The organism is Paraglaciecola sp. G1-13 (assembly GCF_055809255.1).
In genome coordinates this window covers 3,936,566-3,956,980 of sequence record NZ_CM147903.1, presented here as the reverse complement: position 1 = coordinate 3,956,980, position 20,415 = coordinate 3,936,566, and the positions used below count along the sequence as shown (strand labels likewise).

Here is a 20,415-nt window from a genome sequence, read left to right as displayed (position 1 = left end):
TAACCCTTTTTTATGTGCTGTTTTTGTTCAGCATCCAGTCTAACTTTTTGGCTAATAATACCTGTTAACTGTTTTCTTGAATGATATGCACATCTCGCTGAGGGAATGGAATGGTTAAGCCCACTTCTTCTACAGCAGATTTAAGCATCGGGCGTATATCAAAAAACAGTGACCAGTAGTCATCCGTTTTAACGAATGCACGCACTAAGAAGTCAACCGAACTCGATCCTAAGTCGACCACAGCGACCACATTGCCTTCTTCTTTGAGAACGCGGGGGTCGTTCATGATGGCTTGTTCCATCGCTTCTTTACCTTTGGCGATATCGTCTGAATATGAGATACCGATAGATATTTCCACTGCTCTTATGCTGCTAGCGGTGTAATTAGTAATATTGCCATTGGCTAAAGGCCCATTTGGTACAATGATGATACGCTTATCAAACGTTTCAAATGTGGTAACAAAAATGCCGATATCTAAAATAACCCCTTCAACGTCTTGCGCACCAACATAATCCGCTACTTTGAAAGGACGGAAGATGAGGATCATCACGCCGCCTGCGAAGTTAGATAAACTGCCTTGCAGAGCGAAGCCGACTGCCAAACCTGCGGCACCCAATATCGCCACAAATGAAGTGGTTTCGATACCCACCATTGATGCCACACTAATGACAAGAAGTACTTTGAGAACGACCTCAAATATATTAGTCAAAAATTGGGCGAGAGTTTCATCAGGTAGCCCTTTAACTGCGTGGCGCCTAACGGCATTACTGACTTTACCGATTACCCACAGGCCAACCACTAAAACAACGATGGCTAATATAAGTTGGCCGCCGTACTCGGTGCCAAGCGTGATCGCTTTATCGTAGAAAGTTTGCAACTGATTTTCGAATGAGTCCATGGAACATCCCTTTTATCTATTTCGAGCGAACGACGACTTGTGTTCGCTTTGTGTTTTGCAGTGCACCTTGCGCGCTACAGTGTTTGCCATTAGCAATGATTACTATTTTGGCCAAGGTAAAACTTTACGAAGGATGGGCCGTAAGTGCTATTAGACAATAGTGGACTGTTGCAGTGTAAATGAGGGTGAAAGTGACGTTAAAGCACAAAAAATAAAGACAAAATGAAAGAATATAGCGTTAAACGAACGCAAATCCCTGCACTGAGCTGGACTCACTCAGTGCCTAAGGCAAAATACAATGTCAGTGTATAGGATGGGGGAGCTGCTGAAAAAGCTGCTCAATTTGCTGCTCCACAACTTGAGTGTCTCTTGTCGCTTTGAGATAAGAACGCCAACCGATAATGCTTATCTGCAGAGTTCTGGCCGTTGCGACGACATCGGTGTTAGCTGGTAATTGACCTTGCTCTTTTGCTTTAGTAAACACGACTGCAAACTTGGCCTCGACTTGATTGAGTAAAGTGCGTACCAAACTCAATATTTCACGATGGCTTTCATCGAGCTCTGCCAGCGTTTTAGCCAGCATGCACATTTCGCTCGGTCTAGTGCTATTTGGGCATAACACCAGGTCGTGGATCAGTTGCTGGAACGCTTGTAGAGCGTTCGCATTGTTCATCACTTGCGTGTTCAGTTGTTCTGTCAGTGCTTGTGCGTAATGATTGAGTACGCTAGCGAATAAATCGGCTTTGCTGCCAAATGCGGCATAAATACTGCCGGGTCGCATATCAAGCGCACTTTGTAATTCACGGGTCGAGGTGCCTACATAGCCCCTCTCCCAGAATAACTGAGTGGCTTTTTCAAGCACGTCTGTCCTATTGAATTTTGAAACATTAGCCATGCTTACCTCTCGTTCGCATAATCTCTTTTCGACCCGCTGACAAACTTGATGGATAGCGCATATGGATTTTCAGCGAAATAAAATAGCTGATTAAGTATTGCCTGAGCCGCACAAGGATTGTACTTTATCTTTTGAACGAATGTTCAAGTAATAAAAGGTTACTCGTGGGTCTCGTTTATGTCAAATCGACGCGTGAAGAACCCACGACAATATTTGCTGCCCATTAGATGGATTTCAATATCAACAGCCCAAGCTGTGAGTCTTAATCTTCAGATTTAAACTAAAGGCCAAGAGGAGCGTTTTTCACTATTGTTTTCCGTAGTGTAATGTTACGCCACCACACCAATAAGGTGGCCAATTTTACTGCTAAATGCCGTCAACATGTGCGATTACACTTTTAATCATGCTTACTTGGGTTAATGGATATAAATACTTTAATGTCAATGTAACTTTAGTATATAGTTACGCCGCAAATACGCAATAAAATCAATTAGTAATGCTTGCAATCGCATAGTGCAGTCGGTTTACTATAATCATGTAAACAACTAAATCTATTTCTTCGTACGTCTATCTTCACAGTGAGTCAAATGCTTAAAAACGCTGAAAAAGCGCGAATATTAATAGTCGATGATGAACCGATCAATATTCATGTTTTATCGAACACATTAACGGATACATACAACGTCTTTGCGGTCACCTCTGGGCGAGAAGCGATCGCGTTTTGCATGACGCACGCCCCCGATTTGGTGTTAATGGATATGGATATGCCTGACATCAACGGCGTAGAAGCCTGTAAAACGTTAAAAGAAAAAAGTGAAACACATGATATCCCTATCGTATTTGTGACAGGGCACGGTGATTCAGATGCGGAAGACAAATGTTGGGAAGCAGGCGGCGTTGATTTTTTAACCAAGCCGGTAAACGCTAATACCTTAAATCATCGTATTAAGTCGCATCTCGCGTTAAAAGAGTTAACGGATGAGCTGCGTCGTATGGCCTACCAAGATGGATTAACCCAAGTCAGTAATCGGCGTTATTTCGATGAGTACCTGTTGCGCCAACAAAAGTTGAGCCAACGCAGTGGAAGTTTTTTCGCTCTGTTGATGTTCGATATCGACTTTTTCAAGTATTACAATGATCACTATGGCCATTTAGCCGGTGATGACTGTTTGCGCTTGGTGGCTAAGGTATTAAAGCAGTCTGTAGAGCGCCCTGGGGACTTCGTTGCTCGGTTCGGTGGGGAGGAATTCGCAGTTGTACTGCCTGAAACCGGCATAGCAGGTGCAATTCTGGTGGCTACAAAGCTGCTAACGAGTGTGCGTGAGCTGGGAATTAAACACAAAGGTTCACCCTTTGGTGTGGTCACAGGAAGTATCGGTATAGCAGCTAGTGACGGTGGCAAAAAGACCCTGCAAGAATTAATTGATACGGCGGATCAGCGTTTGTATCTCGCTAAAACCAACGGACGGGATCAATTCGCTTCTCAATAAGGTCGGTTTACATCACCTTGGCGTATCTATCATTTCCATCTGATGAGTTAACATTGTTGTTTGCTCATCAGAATGATTTTGCGTATGCGATGTTCAAAAAGTCCATTCCAGGATTCTTACTCCCTAGACCGCCGTTAGAATAATGCATATATCGTAGCGCCAAGGACGAAGTGTTATTCTGTCCAAATTCGACTTTTACCCCCAATCTATCTTCGAATTGGTAGTGAGAGCCAATGTCTTTTCCGGCAAATTTTCTATCTTTCACTAGACTCACGCCGATACCTGCTTCCCACTTTACTGGGTATTGGTCCCACAACGTAGTAAATTGCTTCGATATAACCGGTGACAGAGATATCGCGTAATTTGTTTGGTGGCTATTTTGCTCTCCGTACTCCCAGAAATTGGCGCTGACTTCCCAATATAAATCCACCTTACCCAGCCAAGGTATTTCGGCCACCTGATGCGTGAAGGGTCGGTATGCCAAACGGATCCCCTGCGTGCTCCCTTCACCATTTAGAAAGTCAATGGCGTACCCTTGCTCTCTAGCGTGAACAGCTCCTGAGAGTATGACCAAGAAAAGTGATAACCCAAAAATATACGACTTGCGCATGATACTCCAACAACAATGGTTAATGATTTGCTGTCTCGGGAGCAGAATAAATGCCATCTCAAATGCTAGTTTAAATAGAATTTAAAAATCAATAAGTTAGTTCATATTTCGGGTGGTGTAGCAAGGTAGGGGATAATGCTATTTTGCAAAATTTCAAATCGAAGAAAGTAAATTTTTCTTATGGTTGGCGTTACTTTCATACAAAATAGCGCCAACTAATGAACATAAACGCTGTTTCGTCTATGTCGATAAATACACTGATTTAATTCACTGAACCCGCGCTAAGTTCATATTCAAGTGAAGGGTCAACGAGGAACTTTCCGGCCATTGCTTCGCGCCCGAGCAACATCAAATAGGTCATTTCAGAGCGATCTGTGAGGGTCAATTGAATGTCCCATGTTAAATCGGCCATTTGGATTTCAGTTTTAATGGTATAGCGTTTTTCAAGGGTGGCGGTTGAGCTTTTGACTCGCTTGATGGCTTCTACTTTTGCTTCGCGGCGAACAATGTCAGCCACATTGTGGATATTCGGATGAATGTCGAAGCTGACCCAAGTATTACCACCACGTTCAAACTCTTCAATATTGTCTACGTGCAGAGATGAGGTCGTAGCGCCTGTATCAACCCTAACGTTTAACGACTGGATCGTCAGTTCTGGTAAGTCACACAACTCAAGGGTGCCGACTATGGGTTTATTTAAATATCTATGCATCGTTGTATCTCTTAAAAGATGGGCGCACTGGCAGGCTTTAAACAAAGCGCGCCTACGGTGGACCGTGGCGTCTAGCCTTTGCCTCGGGTCTTGGTATTATTTGGCTTGGCATTTTTTACAATAAATTCGATGATCATGCTAGCAACATCTTTGCCTGTCGCCGTTTCAATTCCTTCGAGGCCTGGGGATGAATTCACTTCCATCACGACCGGTCCATTGTTTGAACGAAGAATATCCACACCGCACATGTTAAGACCCATGGTTTTTGCTGCATCAATAGCCGTTTTACGTTCTTGTGGCGAAAGGCGTACTAAGCTGGCTGAGCCCCCTCGGTGTAAATTTGAACGAAATTCCCCTGCCGCAGCTTGGCGCTTCATTGCAGCAACAACTTTACCGCCTACGACTAAGCAGCGAATATCCGCTCCGCCGGCCTCTTTGATATATTCCTGCACTAATATATTTGCGTTCAAGCCCATGAACGCTTCAATGATAGATTCTGCGGCTTTCTGCGTATCGGCTAGCACTACGCCTATGCCTTGAGTGCCTTCTAATAATTTAATAACAACTGGGGCGCCTCCTACGTTTTTTATCAAATCATCGATACGGTCAGGCTGACGAGCGAAGCCTGTACGTGGCATTCCAATACCTTTGCGCGACAATAGCTGCATTGAGCGCAATTTGTCGCGAGAACGGCTAATGGCCACAGACTCGTTAATACTAAAAGTACCCATCATTTCAAATTGACGAACCACGGCTGTTCCATAAAACGTCACAGATGCACCAATGCGCGGAATTATGGCGTCGTAATAGGGCAGTGCTTCCCCTTTAAAGCGAACGGCCGGGCGATTGCTGCTGATGTCCATGTAGCAATGAAGGGTGTCAATAACATCGACTTCATGGCCCAAGCTCTCACCTGCTTCTTTGAGGCGTTTGGTGGAATATAGATTTTGGTTACGCGATAAAATAGCTATTTTCATGTGGATCTCTTGAAAATCAATGAATGTATACTGAGCCTAAACCCTGAGGGTGAATGAAACAAACCCACGATTAATGGAGCTTATTGACAGGATTTGAAGTCACTGTTACTAGTCGTTTGTGAAGTGACGACCGAATCTGTGTAGTGTACACCTTTTAAGATTTTTTAAACCTTGAGACGGTAAAAAACAAGTTTGCATACACAAAAAGGTGCTTTATATTCGCCACACTTATCGTCCGGTGGGAGCGACACCATGCAGCATCAGCAAGAACAGAACTCAAATCAACGCGATAGCTTTTTATGGGCGTATTATTTTACGGACGGCTCGGCCAGCCCTGTCGATTTAGCAGGGCTGAAAGCGACAGAGAATAAACCGGGCTTTTCTTGGGTGCATTTGCAGTCGGACTCGATTGACGCAGAGCAAACAATGCATGACCTAGGGTTATCGAAAAACGTTGCTGACTCCCTGATCGCCCTAGAGACGCGGCCTAAAACCTTAAGTATTGATGGTGGTTTAGTCGTTTACTTACGCGGTATTAATACTAACCCTGATGCTGATCCAGAAGACATGGTGTCGTTGCGCTTGTGGCTAACCGAAAAAGGCATTGTGTCAGCCAGGCGTAAAGATAGAAAATTATATTCAGTACAAGACGTTAAAAATGATATTGACCAAGGTACTAAAATAACCAGTGCTGGTGATTTGCTGCTAGAAGTGATTGAGCGAGTGGTCGTCCATATAAGCGAAATGGTTGATATTTTAGATGAAGAGCTAGTCGATTTTGAAACATCAGAATCTATGGATAGCAAAGCGCGTCAACGTTTGTCCACTGTGCGTCGACAAGCTGCCTCAATACGCCGCTACTTGGCACCGCAACGCGACGCTCTGGATACATTGTACCGCAGCAACCAGTTTTTAAACTCCGAGCAAGCATTTACGTTAAGAGAGCTAAGCGACAGAGCCACGCGCTATGTAGAAGATTTAGATCTCGCCCGTGAACGTGCAATCGTATTGCAAGACGAAGTACGCAACCGAATTGCCGATCGCCAAGGCATGGTGATGTACGTTTTGTCGCTAGTTACGGCGATTTTCTTGCCTCTGTCATTTCTGACCGGCGTTTTTGGCATGAACGTGGGCGGATTACCCGGTATTGATAACCCGCATGCGTTCAATGTTTTAACCTTCTCTATGTTGGGGCTTGTTGCCTTATTAGGCGGCTTTATGGTGTGGAAAAAGTGGTTCTGATGGTTGTTTATTTATTCACACCGCCAGCAATACAAATATCATCGTACACACTAGAAACAATCCGCCAAAGCCAGGGCCGGATAATAAAATGCAATTAACGACAAACTTTTTCGGTCCTTAACCGTAATGACCAGTCATAGTTTTCATCATTACCGTTGTGAAGAGGGTATTAGCTAAAGTGAAAGGGCCGCGGTGCAAAAGGTAGCAGTATCATCTCAGAGTCAGCAAGTCAGCCAGCAAGTGCTTCGTCAATTGTTGCAATGCTTTGCCGACTTAGGGCTAACGCCTTTGGTGCATGTGGAGCTAGAAGGGGTCTATGAAACCGCGTCAGCGAAGCATTCTTTAGACTTTGCGAGAGTAAACCAGTCATTGCTGGATTTGGGCATCAACGGTGCCTTGAAAACAGAATTTTGGCATCAGCAATGGGAATACGTTTCCTTGTTTAACGGTCAATCTCCCCTCAAAGAGGCGCAAGATTTAGCCAGTGCAATGCAATTGCTACCGACTATTATGCGGCGCTTTGGCGCCAGCAATGTCTTGCTAAAGCCCGTCGCTTGGGCAGCTGACAAAGGGCGATATGTACCAGGTTCTGGCGCAATATTTTCAACGGACACTCGCTCTGTTCATATTCCTAATGCAATTCAAATGAATGTAAGTGTGGCCGATAACACAGGCAGTAACCTGATACCGCATTCAAATTTAGGTGAGTGGATACAACACCATCTGCTGACCAATAGTTTTCACTGCTGTTTGTTATTTTTACCCGAAGAGGACGCCTTCAAACGCCTCTCCCTGCGCAGCGACTACGGCCTTGATGCTGAATTGAGTTCTCCGTTTATGTTGTCTGGCGGTCATCAGGGAAGTATCGCCTTGTATAAAAAGGTGGGCAAGCACAACCAACCTATGGGGCAAGAGCCGTTATTCTACGGAGCCAATAATCAGGTACTGAGTTATAGCCATAACTGGCAAAAGACGGCGCGAGTAGAGCACCGAGTTGGGGCAACGAGCTCTGCTTATGATCCCTATCTGAATATGATCTTTATCCTATTAAATGTATTACAAGCCATTCAGAGTTGGCAGCGTAAAGATGAATTACCCCCGGCCTTTTCTAGCCGAGCATTTCCACCTTCCTTGCATGATAGTCAAAAGAGCGATGGGTCGGTGGTATCAGGAGCATTGGCGCTATTTTCTCAGCAGAGCTGGTTTGCTCAGCAAGTGGATTATTATTGCCAACAGGCCTTTTATGGGCAATTTGAATCAGTAGGCACCTGGCTACAAACACAATTTTTGCGACGTTATTCGCCAAAATTGATCACATAATTAAAGAAGTTAATCATATGCATGCACAACGACTAAACACAATCGCTGAACCAGAAGTAGAGCAACTGCCTAGGCTGAACAAACCTCCCTTGCTCAGTGGAACCGATGTTGCTGTTAAGCGCAGTGAATTGAAACGTTACTTCCTACAAAATTGGGCACTGTATGAGTCACTGTTTGACTTGATTAATGACGACTCGGCATTCTATTTAAGGCCGGAGTCTCTGCGACATCCACTTATATTTTATTTTGGTCACACAGCTGTTTTTTACGTTAACAAGCTAATGTTGGGGAATTTTATCGACGAGCGAGTCGACACGCATATAGAGTCTACGTGTGCGGTGGGTGTGGATGAAATGTCGTGGGACGATTTATCCCCTGATAATTACCAGTGGCCGACAGTCAGCGCTGTACGCGACTACCGACATAAAGTAAGAGCCATGGTCAGTCAGTTTATCGATGACATGCCGCTGACATTGCCAATCACCCAGAACTCACCAGCATGGATTATTCTGATGGGGTGTGAGCATGAAGGTATTCACATTGAAACCTCTTCGGTCATTTTGCGTATGCTCGACACAAAATACCTGACTGATAATGGCCAATGGCCGGCTTGCCCTGATTTCGAATTTGTTGAACCGCAAAACCAAAAAAATCGGTTAGTAACTATTCCACCTCAAGACATTCGATTGGGTAAACCTAGCAGCAATGACACCTATGGCTGGGATAACGAATATGGAATTTCAGATATTTCAGTGGATACATTTCAGGCAAGCCAAACCTTAGTGTCTAATCAAGAATTTTTGCAATTTGTTGATGCCGGTGGTTATCAAACACCTGAATTATGGACCGAAGAGGGCAGGGCTTGGTTGAATTATACCCAAGCGACTATGCCACGCTTTTGGTTGTTACGAGAGGGGACTTATTACCAGCGCAATCTTATCCACGAGGTCCCGTTGCCAGCAAGCTGGCCGGTTGAAGTCAATTACCTCGAAGCCAAAGCGTTTTGTAATTGGAAAACACAATCGTCACAAGGCTTCGTGCGCCTGCCAACCGAAGCCGAGTGGCAAGTACTAAGAGATACCGTAGAGGGCGATTTACCTTATTGGGACACTGCGCCAGGTAATATCAATCTTGAGCATTTCGCGTCCTCATGTCCCGTGGACTTGTACCCTCAAGGCGGTTTTTTTGATGTGATAGGGAACGTATGGCAATGGACCGAAAGCCCGATGGACGGTTTTGAAGGCTTTGCGGTGCACCCTCTTTACGATGACTTTTCGACTCCAACATTTGACGGTCAGCATAATCTAATTAAGGGCGGCTCTTGGATTTCTACTGGCAATGAGGCGACAAGAGATTCGCGCTATGCCTTTAGAAGGCACTTCTTCCAGCATGCTGGGTTTAGGTACGTTGAGTCAAACAAGAACGATATTCCCATTACCGCGGTCAATCCCTACGAAAGCCAAATTGATATCAGTCGAATGCTGCATCATCAATATGGCGTTAACAGTGGTAACGAAGACCATGATATTCAGCAGGTGCTATCTCACTGCCAAACGTTGTTAAGCAGCGCAACATGCAACAATACTAAAGCGTTAGATATTGGCTGTGGCACTGGGCGCTTAAGTTTCGAGTTGAGTCATATATTCAAGCAGGTGGATGGCATAGATTTTACCGCGCGCCATATTCAGCATGCTTTGCAACTGAAAAAGCGTGGTCAGCTACGTTATGCATTACCTAGTGAGGGGGAACTGCAGCAATTTGTAGAAGTCGGTTTGCAAGACGTCAATCTGAACGCGTGCTATGACAATCTGCACTTTACTCAAGGAGATGGGCACAACTTGAAGGCGCATTTTGATGGTTACGATCTGATCGTTGCTCATCGCGTGCTTGATGTACTTTACGATCCGCAACTATTCATTAATCAAATGTTAGGCCGCCTGAATCAAGATGGGATCTTACTGCTCTCTAGCGCGTATCAGTGGTTAGAAACGCTGACCCCTAAGCAGAAATGGCTAGGTGGCTTCAAAGCTAACGGTGAAAATCAAACCAGCGAGACACATTTAAAGCAAATATTAGCAGTGCACTGTGAATTGCTTACGGAATCTGACGTTATGAGTGATGTTCAGTTAGATAATAGAAGTAGCCAGCGACAGCGAAATCATTTAACGGTGTGGAAAAAATACTAAGCGCGTTCTAAAGCATTAAGATGAAACGCATTAAAACGCGGTATTTTACGGCGTTTTATGCTCTTAATGCTGATAAACTTTGCACACAGGTTAAGCACCGCGAAGCTACCCGTGAAACTATTCGCCCGAAAACTATTCGCGAATTTACAGTGCGATGGGCGAATTTATAGTGCGATAAAATGGTGAACATGCTTTATGCCTAAAAAAGTGATTATCGCTGGTGGCGGTATTGGCGGTTTAAGCGCAGCACTTGCGCTAAACCTCCAAGGTTTTGACGTACATGTTTTTGAGCAAAGTGATGCATTAAAAGAAGTCGGGGCGGGTATACAGCTGAGCCCTAATGCCATGCACGCGCTAACGGCGTTAGGTGTGCAGGATCAGATCATAGCAATCGGTTTTTTGCCGCAAAATGCCACGATGCGTCATTATCAAACAGCAAAAACGTATTTACAGATGCCATTAGGCGCTGCGATTGAGCAAAAATATGGTGCCCCCTATGTCCATATTCATCGCGCTGACCTACACAAAATCCTTTACCAAAGCGCTTTAGAGCGCGGCGTAAAGATAATATTAAATACACGCGTAATATCTTATCAGCATGTTAATACAAGCAATGCACAGCGAGTAAACGTTGAATTGGCCGATGGGGGTGAATTGCACTGCGATGTATTAATTGGTGCTGATGGCATTCGCTCGTCAATAAAAAAGTGCATGTTGCCCCAATCCGAAATCCATTTTACTGGGCAAGTGGCATGGCGGGGGACTATAAAAACTAAGAACGTCCCCAAGACACTGGTGAAGCCTGAGGCTAACTTATGGGTTGGCCCAGGAGCGCACGTGGTGAGTTACTACGTGCGAGGTGGCGATGAAATTAACGTTATTGCCGTGCAAGAGCGTGAACAGTGGAACGATGAACGCTGGAACGTTGATGGCGATATTACAGCCTTGCGCGCTTTGTTTTCGAATTGGCACCCTGATGTGCAGCAACTTCTGAGTAAAATGGATGACTGCTTCTTATGGGGCTTATTCGGCAGCGCACCATTAGAAACCTGGGTAGACGGCCAGGTTGCCCTTTTAGGCGATGCCTGCCATCCCATGTTGCCATTTGTGGCACAAGGTGCTGCGATGGCGATTGAAGATGGGGCGTGTTTAGCTAAAGCGCTATTAAGTGAACCACGAATAAATCATGCTCTTTTGAATTACCAATCTCAGCGCATCGCTCGAGTGACTAAAATACAAACTATGGCCGCTAACAATGCGGCTTTATATCATATGCATGGCGTGAGTAATAAAGTGAAACTACAGGCTTTGAAGCTCTTAAACATGATTTCTGCAGACCTTGCTTCGCTCCCTATGTCATTTATTTATCGCTATAACCAATAGCGTTAATCTAATAAACGACAAAGCTAATTGGTCAAGCTAGTTTGCGGGGCAGTGTCTCAAGCATACGCCGATTTTTCTTCCTTCGCTTATGACCGAAGAACGTATTCATACTCACTAACCGCCACATTTATTGGCACTACACTGAGCAGTGAGAAAATAGCGACGAATAAACTTTTTTAACAAAAAAGCTAAAAAAACAACAATTGGTAAAGCCAAAGTCAATTAATTGGTTGACAATGAGTGCGGTAATTAGTTAGTTTAGCTTTGTAGACTTGGATTGGTAATGTACTTAGGCGGGCTGTGCGGTGCTCCTTGGGGAACTGATTGAAAGTTTATGTATATACTAATTTGAAAACCCAGTGGAGAATATTATGACAATGAAAGGCAAAGTAGCCATAGTGGCAGGTGGTGGGCGTGATATTGGCCGCGCTTGTGCATTAGAATTGGCCGGCCGTGGTGCAGATGTGGTGATTACTTATCTTGCCAGCGAAGCTACCGCACAGAGTGCAGTTGAAGAAATAGAAAAACTTGGTGTTCGTGCTGTCGCAATCAAAGCTGACTTGACACAACAGCAAGATGTTGATGCATGTGTGCAAAGCACTGTTGATAAATTTGGCAAAGTCGATTGCCTAGTGCATGTTTCAGGTGGATTGGTTGAGCGTGTTAAAGTAGCAGACATGAGTCTTAGCCACTTCCATAAAGTGATGGACTTAAACCTAACGTCACTTTTCATGATGACTCACGCATGTATACCTCACATGCCTAAAGGCAGCAGCATAGTGACATTAGCATCTCAAGCTGGTCGTGATGGCGGCGGTGGTGGTGCAGCGATTTATGCTACTTCTAAAGGCGCGGTAATGACATTTACACGTGGTCTAGCAAAAGAGCTTGGTCCTGACATTCGTGTTAACGGCGTTTGCCCAGGCATGATCAGCACAGGCTTCCACGATACTTTCACCCCTGACGCAGTGCGTGAGAAAGTTGCTGGCTCTACAGCGTTGCAACGTGAAGGTAACTCTGAAGAAGTGGCTAAATTGGTTGCCTTCTTGGCATCTGACGAAGCATCTTATATGACAGGTACTAACGTTGATATCAACGGTGGTATGTTGTTCTCATAATCGACTTATCGTTTATGTAAAAAAAGCCAACGTATGTTGGCTTTTTTATTGGCTGGAATTCATCACAATGAACGAGGGCTCTTAAAGCTAACGTACGCCTATGCTTGTTTAATGACGTGCGACAGTGAATATAAGCCTCTGGTCTCAATCGTTTGACGGCGCACTTCTTCTAACGCTTGCGCTTCTTTAGCTTCGAATAATGCGTTTATCAATCGATTAAAATGCTGGTGCATAGCAGCGCGAGCGGCTTGGTTATCACGCTTCTTAAGAGCTTGATATATGACCGTATGCTCGTGTAATCGTTTTGAACTACTTTGGCTACAAACACCTTTATAAGCTGCCTTGACCTCGGCATTGGTATCACGTACTTGCCACAAGTTCTCAACGGCAAGCAATATGGCATTATTACGTGTCGCACGAGAAATAATCATATGAAAATCACGATCAGCGTGTTCTGGGTTTTCTTCTTTTTCCATTGCGTCGAGTGTGCTTTTTAAATCACGTAATTCATCATCAGTGATGGTTGTAGCTGCAAGTGCTGCAGCTTCGCCCTCAACTAAAGCACGGGCTTGAGTGAGCTCAAAGGCACTAATGTTATTCAACGGCTTTGGAGCATGTTTGCTGGCCAACACGTAAACACCAGAGCCTGTTTTTACTTCAACTCGTTCCCTTACTTCCAAAGCAATAATCGCTTCACGAATGGTAGGACGGCTGACGTCGAAGGTTTCTGCTAACTCGCGTTCTGGGGGTAAGCGGCTTCCTGGCTGGTATAAACCGGACTCAATAAGCTGTTCTATTTTTTCGACTATATTCCAGAATAATCGACGACTCTTCATTTTAGACATCCCGCTCTGTTTCTTATCTATCTACTACTTGCTGGCATTCTACCACAATTGCAGATTATGCAAGCGCTTTAGAAATAGGTATAGCATATTTTAACAACTATGTAGCAAATACTTAACTATCATTATTACCAATGATGGTTTTATTGGTAATAACATATTTGTTAAATTGGTTAATATTAGTTTGACATTTAATTCGACTATTGGTTACATTGGAGGTGTGGTATACGGATAATATTGCCAGCGCATATTAAAGTGATGCACGAGCAAAAGAATAAAAAGGCGTATGCAACATATAACGGGTTAGATCGCCAATTTACACAAACCCTCTGTACCCTACATTTATTGTGTACTTTGGCGATTTTTTTCGACCCTGCTGTCATTTTTAAAGTGCGCTTTACATCCGCACATGTAAAGCGCACTTACTATTTGTGCTAAGGCGGCAGACATGCAGCAATCAAGATGGTAAGCATCAGATTGTTCGTTAATTTTCATAACAGAATTGGGCACTCATTTTATGCGCGCGAATTTTCACTTTATTTCTTTGGCTCGTCCGGCTCTGCTGTCGATTGTATTCATCGCGTGTCAAAACGCCTTGGCAGCAGATACTTTAGTCAAAACGCCTGAAGCCTATAAAGATGCGCTAAAAAGCGTTCAACCTGGTGACGCCATCATTTTGGCTAACGGTACATGGCAAAACTTTGAAATTTTGCTCGATGCCAAAGGCACCAAAGAGCATCCCATAACCCTACGTGGCGAAACACCCGGTAAAGTATTTCTTACTGGGCAGTCAAACTTGCGTTTAGCCGGTGAGCATCTTGTGGTCAGTGGACTAGTGTTTAAAGATGGTTATACACCCACTGGTGAAGTTATCGCGTTTCGCCGTAATAAAGACAAGCTCGCTAACCACAGTCGCGTAACCCAAGTCGTCATTGATAATTACAGTAATCCTGAGAAGTTCGAACAAGACAGCTGGGTGATGGTATATGGCCGACATAATCGGTTTGACCATAATCACTTAGTAGGTAAGCGCAATAAAGGTGTGACGATGGCAGTGCGTTTGACTAGCGAGTCTAGCCAGCAAAATTATCATCGCATTGACCATAATTACTTCGGCCCGCGTCCTATTCTAGGCTCTAATGGTGGCGAAACGTTGCGTATTGGTACCAGTCATCATTCGTTAACGAATTCTTTTACCACCATCGAAAATAACTTTTTTGACCGCTGTAACGGCGAAGTGGAAATCATCTCTAATAAGTCGGGCAAAAACAGTATCCGTAACAACGTATTTTTCGAATCTCGAGGCACGTTAACCTTACGCCACGGTAACGGTAATATTGTTGAAAATAACGTGTTCTTCGGTAATGGCGTTGACCATACGGGGGGCATACGAGTTATCAATCGTGATCAAACTATTCGAAATAACTACCTTGAAGGTCTAACTGGCTACCGCTTCGGCAGTGGCTTAACAGTGATGAACGGCGTACCGAATTCAAAAATTAATCGCTACCATCAAGTCGACAATGCCCTGATCGAAAACAACACTCTGGTTGATGTAAAGCATATTCAATTTGCCGCAGGCAGTGACAAAGAGCGTTCGGCAACGCCAGTCAACTCATTAGTGAGAAACAACTTGATCCTGAGTGAGCAGGGCACTGACGGAATAACGGTGTTTGATGATATCAGTGGCATTACGTTTGAAGACAATTTGCTTAATCAAGATACCAAAGCGACCCTTGAGGAAGGATTCAAGCAGGCCGAGATTACCATGAAGCGGGCGGATAACGGCCTATTGTATCCAGCAGATGAAGCACAGCGTAAGTTTGGTGTGAGCTCTGATATAAAACCGATTGCTAAAAATGACGTCGGAGTGAGTTGGTATCCAAAAGTGGAGCCAGACGTCGCCTTCGGTTCAGGGACAACGATCCCTGTGGCGCCAGGAGATAATACCTTGTTCGATGCGATCGCTTCCGCGCAGTCAGGTGACGTTTTAATTCTACAAGGTGGAGAGTATAGGGTTTCAAAAATTCTAAAGTTGGACAAAACTCTCACTATCCGTGCACAAGATAATGCTGCTGCGGTGATTTATCCTCAACGCTCGACGCTCATTGAAATCAATAATATGGGTAACTTAACATTGGACGGCGTGCGGGTTGATGCTAAAAATGCCCCGGATGCGGCAGGGAACACGCTTATTCGCACCACCCGTTTACCTATGCAACGTAATTACCGGGTGGCGATAAAAAATAGCACTTTCGATAACCTCAATATTAACCACTCCTATCACTTTTTTGATGTAGGCAATCGCAGTTTTGCAGACTACATTCAAGTGACTAATAGCCATTTCTCTCATATTACCGGTGACTTATTCCGCCTAGACAAGGAGACGGATGATCTGGGTATTTACAATGTTGAATATCTCACCATTGAGGATTCCACGGTAACGGATCTTGATGGAGCGATAGCAAAGGTTTATCGCGGTGGAACAGATGAAAGCACCTTTGGCCCTCATGTTGTGCTAAACAACAACACATTTAGTGAAATTGGCAAAGGTAAGCGTAATAAAAGTAAAGCGAGTTTGGTATTGCACGGTACTCAGGTGAATAAGGTAACGGCGAATAAGTTTATTAATACAGCTCCTGTAATCTTTGAACTTACCGTTGGTGAGCCGAAAACTTGGATAACCGATAACGTATTTGAAGGGACATCAGAACCCATCGTCAAAGACCTATTTCCACTTAGCGGTGTAACAACAATTATCAGCGGAAACAAAACGCTATAGTGCCCTAATGTGTTTTTTAGCCTAATAATAACGTTAGGCAAACAAGAGTATAAAAATATGAAAATGAAAAATTTGCGTTGGTGGGTAGTGTCTCTGGTTGCCTTAGCAACCGTGATTAACTACATAGATCGTTCTGCATTAAGCGTACTTTGGCCAGATATCGTGCAAGATCTCTTTCCAGATAAATCAGATTTAGAACGTAAACAGATATACGCAAATATTTCGATTGTATTCATTTTATCTTATGCCTTTGGCCAAGCGATATTCGGTAAAATATTCGATTGGGTAGGTACTCGATTAGGCTTCGTTTTGTCTATTGGCGTGTGGTCTTTGGCAACTGCTGCTCATGCCTTCGCTCAGGGCGTACTAAGTTTCAGTATTTTTCGCGCCATTCTTGGGGTTGCAGAAGCAGGTAACTGGCCAGGCGCCGCTAAAAGTAATGCTGATTGGTTCCCCAGTAAAGAACGTGCGCTTGCCCAAGGTATTTTTAATTCAGGCGCCGCTATAGGCGGCATCATAGCTATCCCTCTTATTGCCTATCTGACCGTGTTCTTCAATTGGCAGATGGTCTTTGTGGTGATCGGTTTGGTGGGCTTACTGTGGCTTGTTCCTTGGATTATTCTGGTAAAGGCTCCGCCCAAATCTCATCCATGGATCACGGAAGAAGAGCGTGCCTACATTTTAAGCGGTCAGCGCACAGTAGAGTCAGATACCACTAGTGAAGAAGACGAGTACAACCCAACTACAAAGGAGTTGCTGTCGCGCAAACAAAGCTGGGGCGTGATTATTGCCTCTGCTGCGATTGATCCCATCTGGTGGTTATTTGTTTTTTGGATCCCTATTTACTTGAACGAAGTGTACCAAATGGATGTAAAAGCGATTGGTATTTACGGTTGGGTACCTTATGTAGGGGCTATGATTGGCGCGTGGTTTGGTGGTTTGTTGGCGCAAAATCGCATCAAAGCGGGTTGGAATGTGGACAAAACCCGCAAGCTCACCATTACATTAGGTTGCCTGATCATGTTGCCCGCTTTATTAGCTATGGCTGACCCAGGCGGCCCAACGACTGCGGTTATTATCATGGCTGTTATTTTGTTTGGCTTCCAAACTGCGATAGGTAACGTGCAAACGCTACCCAGTGACCTTTATGGTAAAAAAGCGGTGGGTACTTTATCTGGCTTTTCAGGTATGGCAGCAAAATTAGGTGCTTTGGGGTTAACTGCATTAGTGCCGATTTTAACGGCAGACGGCAACTATACCCCGGCCTTCGTTATCGGAGCTTCACTGGCTGTAATTGCGATGCTGGCGATTTGGGTATTGATCCCGAAAGTAGAGCCATTAAAAAGTCAAAAGTAACTCGTTTAACCAATATTAATGAAGTTCATAGCGCTTCATTAATCACTTATACCCAGGGTGTGTTATGCAAAAAGTTGTGTTGATAGGCGAGTGCATGTTGGAACTGCGCGAAGGTAAAGATGGTGTTATGCATCAGTCATTTGCAGGGGATGCATATAATACTGCGGTTTATCAGAAGCGTGGTTTTGCGGAGCAAAATGTATGCTTCATGAGCGCAATTGGCCAAGATGTGGTCAGTGATAAATTACTCCAGCACTGTGAGAAGGCATCTCTGAACACCCAGTACTTGTCACGCAAAAGTGAACAAAACCCTGGGGTTTACATGGTGCAAACCGACGAACATGGCGAGCGTTCATTCCTCTATTGGCGAGAGAACTCAGCCGCTCGCCAACTTATGCGCTTCGTCGACAGTGAAATGGTCAATTCTATGCTCGACAGTGATTTGGTTTTTTTCTCAGGCATTTCATTGGCTGTGATACACCCAGATGACCGTCCCGCATTTTGGGCAATGCTTAAAAAATTAAAAGAGAATGGGGTCAAATTGGCTTTTGATCCTAACTACCGCCCAAGACTGTGGGCCTCGCCAGAAGAAGCGCAACAGCAATTTCATTACGCTTATCAGCTGACCGATATTCTTTTACCCGGGATTGATGACTTCGCTCAGTTGTATGACCTAACGCAACTCAGTGAAATTCTAGAGTTTTGCCAGCCTTATGACATTCACGAATTAGTCATAAAAAATGGTGCTAATAGCGTTTACTGTCAGTTGGGCAGCAATCTTATCCACCTCCCCATCGCACCTGTAGAGCACGTTGTCGACACCACCTCAGCGGGGGACTCGTTTAACGGTGTTTATCTTGGAGCCAGATTAGCAGGTAAAGAGATAGAGCATGCTGTGAGCCTAGCATCTAAGGCTGCTGCAATCGTTATTCAGTATCCCGGCGCCATCACGCCTGAGTCAGAATTTATTGAGCGTCTTAATCAATAATAGTTGACATTCATCACTGCAATTAATGTAAGTCTACGTTTTTATAACGATTTTTACATATTCTATATAACTAAACTGAATTATTAACTTGCACTCGAGCAGTGCATAGTTTGTGCACTGTTGTGAGTCAAATTGTAACAAAACTTGGAGGGCCTATGCCTATTATTGCATTTCCGGCTGAAATGAAAGCAGGTGAAAAACGCTGTGCGCTTTTACCTGTTAACGTAAAGGCATACAAATTACTGGGTGCTGATGTGCTGATTGAATCTGGCTTAGGTCAGCACATTAATGTTACTGATAATGAATACGTAGAGGCGGGAGCGAGCGTTGCTACCAGCCGCGCAGAGTTGTTGAGCAAAGGTGACATTGTTCTGAGTTTACATAAGCTCAGTGCAAACGAAGTTTCGTTGTTAAAGCAAGACGCGCTTGTGGTGAGCTATTTGGACCCTTTCAATGAGCCCGCGTTCGTGGATACGCTATGCCAAAAGGGTGTAACCAGTATCAGCATGGAAATGATCCCGCGTATTAGCCGTTGTCAAAAGATGGATGCGCTAAGCTCCCAGGCCAGTTTGGCGGGCTATGTGATGGTCATGCAAGCCGTAAATACGTTGCCGACTGTACTGCCTATGATGATGACGCCCGCGGGTACATTAAAGCCAGCTAAGGTATTTATTATCGGTGCTGGTGTCGCTGGATTACAAGCAATCGCCACCGCGAAACGCTTAGGGGCAAGTGTAACTGCATTCGATACTCGTACCGTGGTAGCCGAGCAAGTACGGTCGTTAGGCGCTAAGTTTTTGGACATTGATTTGGGTGAAACGGGCGAAACCGGACAAGGTTATGCCCAAGCACTGACACCTGAGCAAATGCAAATTCAACAACGTGAGCAAGCCAAATGTATTTCTGATTCAGATATTGTGATCACCACAGCACAACTGTTCGGACGTAAGCCTCCAGTACTGATTAACCAAGAAACAATAGCCTCTATGCGCCCTGGCAGTGTGATTGTTGATATGGCTGCTGAGACTGGCGGTAACGTGCAAGGCAGCGTATCAGGGGAAACAGTTGATATTCATGGTGTGAATGTTATCGGCACAGGCGCATGGGCGAATGGCGTAGCAAAACACGCTACTCAGATGTATGCCGCTAACTTATATAACTTGATCAGCGAGTTTTGGTCGAAAGACGATAACCGCTTCGCTTTGGATATCGAAGATGAAGTGCAATCAGGTTGTATTATCACTTATCAAGGAAAAGTGGTGAATACCATGATCAGTGATTTTTATGCGTCTCAAAAACAAACTACAAAAGACGGGGTAGCGTAATGGAAGCCATTTATTTGCTATTTATTTTATTGCTGTCGATTTTCGTCGGCTTCGAATTAATTCAAAAAGTGCCTGCTACTTTGCATACACCCTTGATGTCAGGGGCGAATGCGATTTCTGGGATCACAGTAGTGGGTGCTCTGGCCTTAGCTGGAGATGAAACCTTGGGCGAATATGCCATGTACTTGGGTGCGTTTGCCGTATTTTTGGCGACGATTAACGTTGTGGGTGGGTATTTAGTCACCGATAGAATGTTAGCCATGTTCAAGAAAAAGCAGTAGGTGGAACAAG

The 20,415-nt window shown here is 44.5% G+C and carries 17 protein-coding genes; 11 read left to right on the top strand and 6 right to left on the bottom strand.

Annotated elements, in window-relative coordinates; translation table 11 throughout:
* Nucleotides 1-64: 64 nt before the first annotated feature.
* Complete coding sequence (locus tag AC0L6N_RS16730; RefSeq protein ID WP_011576395.1) at nucleotides 65-898, bottom strand: mechanosensitive ion channel family protein; 834 nt, start codon at nucleotides 896-898, stop codon at nucleotides 65-67.
* A 301-nt stretch (nucleotides 899-1,199) separates the two neighbouring features.
* Entirely contained in the window at nucleotides 1,200-1,793 is a 594-nt protein-coding gene (locus tag AC0L6N_RS16725) for a TetR/AcrR family transcriptional regulator (RefSeq protein WP_473476138.1), read from the bottom strand.
* Between the two features lie 587 nt (nucleotides 1,794-2,380).
* Here AC0L6N_RS16725 and AC0L6N_RS16720 point away from each other — a divergent pair.
* Nucleotides 2,381-3,283, top strand: a complete 903-nt coding sequence (locus AC0L6N_RS16720) for a GGDEF domain-containing response regulator (RefSeq protein ID WP_473476137.1) — start codon at nucleotides 2,381-2,383, stop codon at nucleotides 3,281-3,283.
* A gap of 67 nt (nucleotides 3,284-3,350) precedes the next feature.
* On the opposite strand, the gene AC0L6N_RS16715 is transcribed toward AC0L6N_RS16720, so the two are convergent.
* The 3 genes from AC0L6N_RS16715 to rimK all read right to left on the bottom strand — a co-directional run bounded on the left by AC0L6N_RS16715 (nucleotide 3,351) and on the right by rimK (nucleotide 5,582).
* Complete coding sequence (locus tag AC0L6N_RS16715) at nucleotides 3,351-3,893, bottom strand: acyloxyacyl hydrolase (protein WP_473476135.1); 543 nt, start codon at nucleotides 3,891-3,893, stop codon at nucleotides 3,351-3,353.
* Between the two features lie 262 nt (nucleotides 3,894-4,155).
* Complete coding sequence (locus AC0L6N_RS16710) at nucleotides 4,156-4,605, bottom strand: ATP-dependent zinc protease family protein (RefSeq protein ID WP_473476132.1); 450 nt, start codon at nucleotides 4,603-4,605, stop codon at nucleotides 4,156-4,158.
* A 71-nt stretch (nucleotides 4,606-4,676) separates the two neighbouring features.
* Nucleotides 4,677-5,582, bottom strand: a complete 906-nt coding sequence (gene rimK / locus AC0L6N_RS16705; RefSeq protein WP_011576390.1) for a 30S ribosomal protein S6--L-glutamate ligase — start codon at nucleotides 5,580-5,582, stop codon at nucleotides 4,677-4,679.
* Between the two features lie 252 nt (nucleotides 5,583-5,834).
* Between rimK and AC0L6N_RS16700 the strand changes: the two genes are divergently transcribed.
* The 5 genes from AC0L6N_RS16700 to AC0L6N_RS16680 all read left to right on the top strand — a co-directional run bounded on the left by AC0L6N_RS16700 (nucleotide 5,835) and on the right by AC0L6N_RS16680 (nucleotide 12,831).
* On the top strand, nucleotides 5,835-6,824 hold the full coding sequence (locus tag AC0L6N_RS16700; protein WP_473476129.1) for a zinc transporter ZntB: 990 nt from the start codon (nucleotides 5,835-5,837) through the stop codon (nucleotides 6,822-6,824).
* Between the two features lie 192 nt (nucleotides 6,825-7,016).
* Nucleotides 7,017-8,144 (top strand): hypothetical protein, encoded by a 1,128-nt coding sequence (locus AC0L6N_RS16695; RefSeq protein WP_473476127.1) that lies wholly within the window; start codon nucleotides 7,017-7,019, stop codon nucleotides 8,142-8,144.
* Between the two features lie 17 nt (nucleotides 8,145-8,161).
* On the top strand, nucleotides 8,162-10,330 hold the full coding sequence (gene ovoA / locus AC0L6N_RS16690; RefSeq protein ID WP_473476124.1) for a 5-histidylcysteine sulfoxide synthase: 2,169 nt from the start codon (nucleotides 8,162-8,164) through the stop codon (nucleotides 10,328-10,330).
* 195 nt (nucleotides 10,331-10,525) lie between these two features.
* On the top strand, nucleotides 10,526-11,713 hold the full coding sequence (locus AC0L6N_RS16685) for an FAD-dependent monooxygenase (protein ID WP_473476122.1): 1,188 nt from the start codon (nucleotides 10,526-10,528) through the stop codon (nucleotides 11,711-11,713).
* A 371-nt stretch (nucleotides 11,714-12,084) separates the two neighbouring features.
* On the top strand, nucleotides 12,085-12,831 hold the full coding sequence (locus AC0L6N_RS16680) for an SDR family NAD(P)-dependent oxidoreductase (protein ID WP_006991060.1): 747 nt from the start codon (nucleotides 12,085-12,087) through the stop codon (nucleotides 12,829-12,831).
* A gap of 98 nt (nucleotides 12,832-12,929) precedes the next feature.
* Here AC0L6N_RS16680 and AC0L6N_RS16675 read toward each other — a convergent pair whose 3' ends face one another.
* Nucleotides 12,930-13,667 (bottom strand): FadR/GntR family transcriptional regulator, encoded by a 738-nt coding sequence (locus AC0L6N_RS16675; RefSeq protein WP_011576385.1) that lies wholly within the window; start codon nucleotides 13,665-13,667, stop codon nucleotides 12,930-12,932.
* A gap of 523 nt (nucleotides 13,668-14,190) precedes the next feature.
* On the opposite strand from AC0L6N_RS16675, the gene AC0L6N_RS16670 reads away from it, so the two are divergent.
* The 5 genes from AC0L6N_RS16670 to AC0L6N_RS16650 all read left to right on the top strand — a co-directional run bounded on the left by AC0L6N_RS16670 (nucleotide 14,191) and on the right by AC0L6N_RS16650 (nucleotide 20,405).
* Nucleotides 14,191-16,455, top strand: a complete 2,265-nt coding sequence (locus tag AC0L6N_RS16670) for a chondroitinase-B domain-containing protein (RefSeq protein ID WP_473476119.1) — start codon at nucleotides 14,191-14,193, stop codon at nucleotides 16,453-16,455.
* 57 nt (nucleotides 16,456-16,512) lie between these two features.
* Nucleotides 16,513-17,811, top strand: a complete 1,299-nt coding sequence (locus AC0L6N_RS16665; RefSeq protein WP_011576383.1) for an MFS transporter — start codon at nucleotides 16,513-16,515, stop codon at nucleotides 17,809-17,811.
* Nucleotides 17,812-17,875: 64 nt separating this feature from the next.
* Nucleotides 17,876-18,799, top strand: a complete 924-nt coding sequence (locus AC0L6N_RS16660; RefSeq protein WP_011576382.1) for a sugar kinase — start codon at nucleotides 17,876-17,878, stop codon at nucleotides 18,797-18,799.
* Between the two features lie 155 nt (nucleotides 18,800-18,954).
* Nucleotides 18,955-20,124: an NAD(P) transhydrogenase subunit alpha gene (locus tag AC0L6N_RS16655; protein WP_473476117.1), complete on the top strand. Its 1,170-nt coding sequence runs from the start codon at nucleotides 18,955-18,957 to the stop codon at nucleotides 20,122-20,124.
* A complete protein-coding gene (locus AC0L6N_RS16650; RefSeq protein WP_006991067.1) occupies nucleotides 20,124-20,405 on the top strand; it encodes an NAD(P) transhydrogenase subunit alpha part 2 in 282 nt (93 codons plus the stop codon). Before AC0L6N_RS16655 ends, AC0L6N_RS16650 begins: the two co-directional genes overlap by 1 nt.
* The last annotated feature ends 10 nt before the right edge of the window (nucleotides 20,406-20,415 follow it).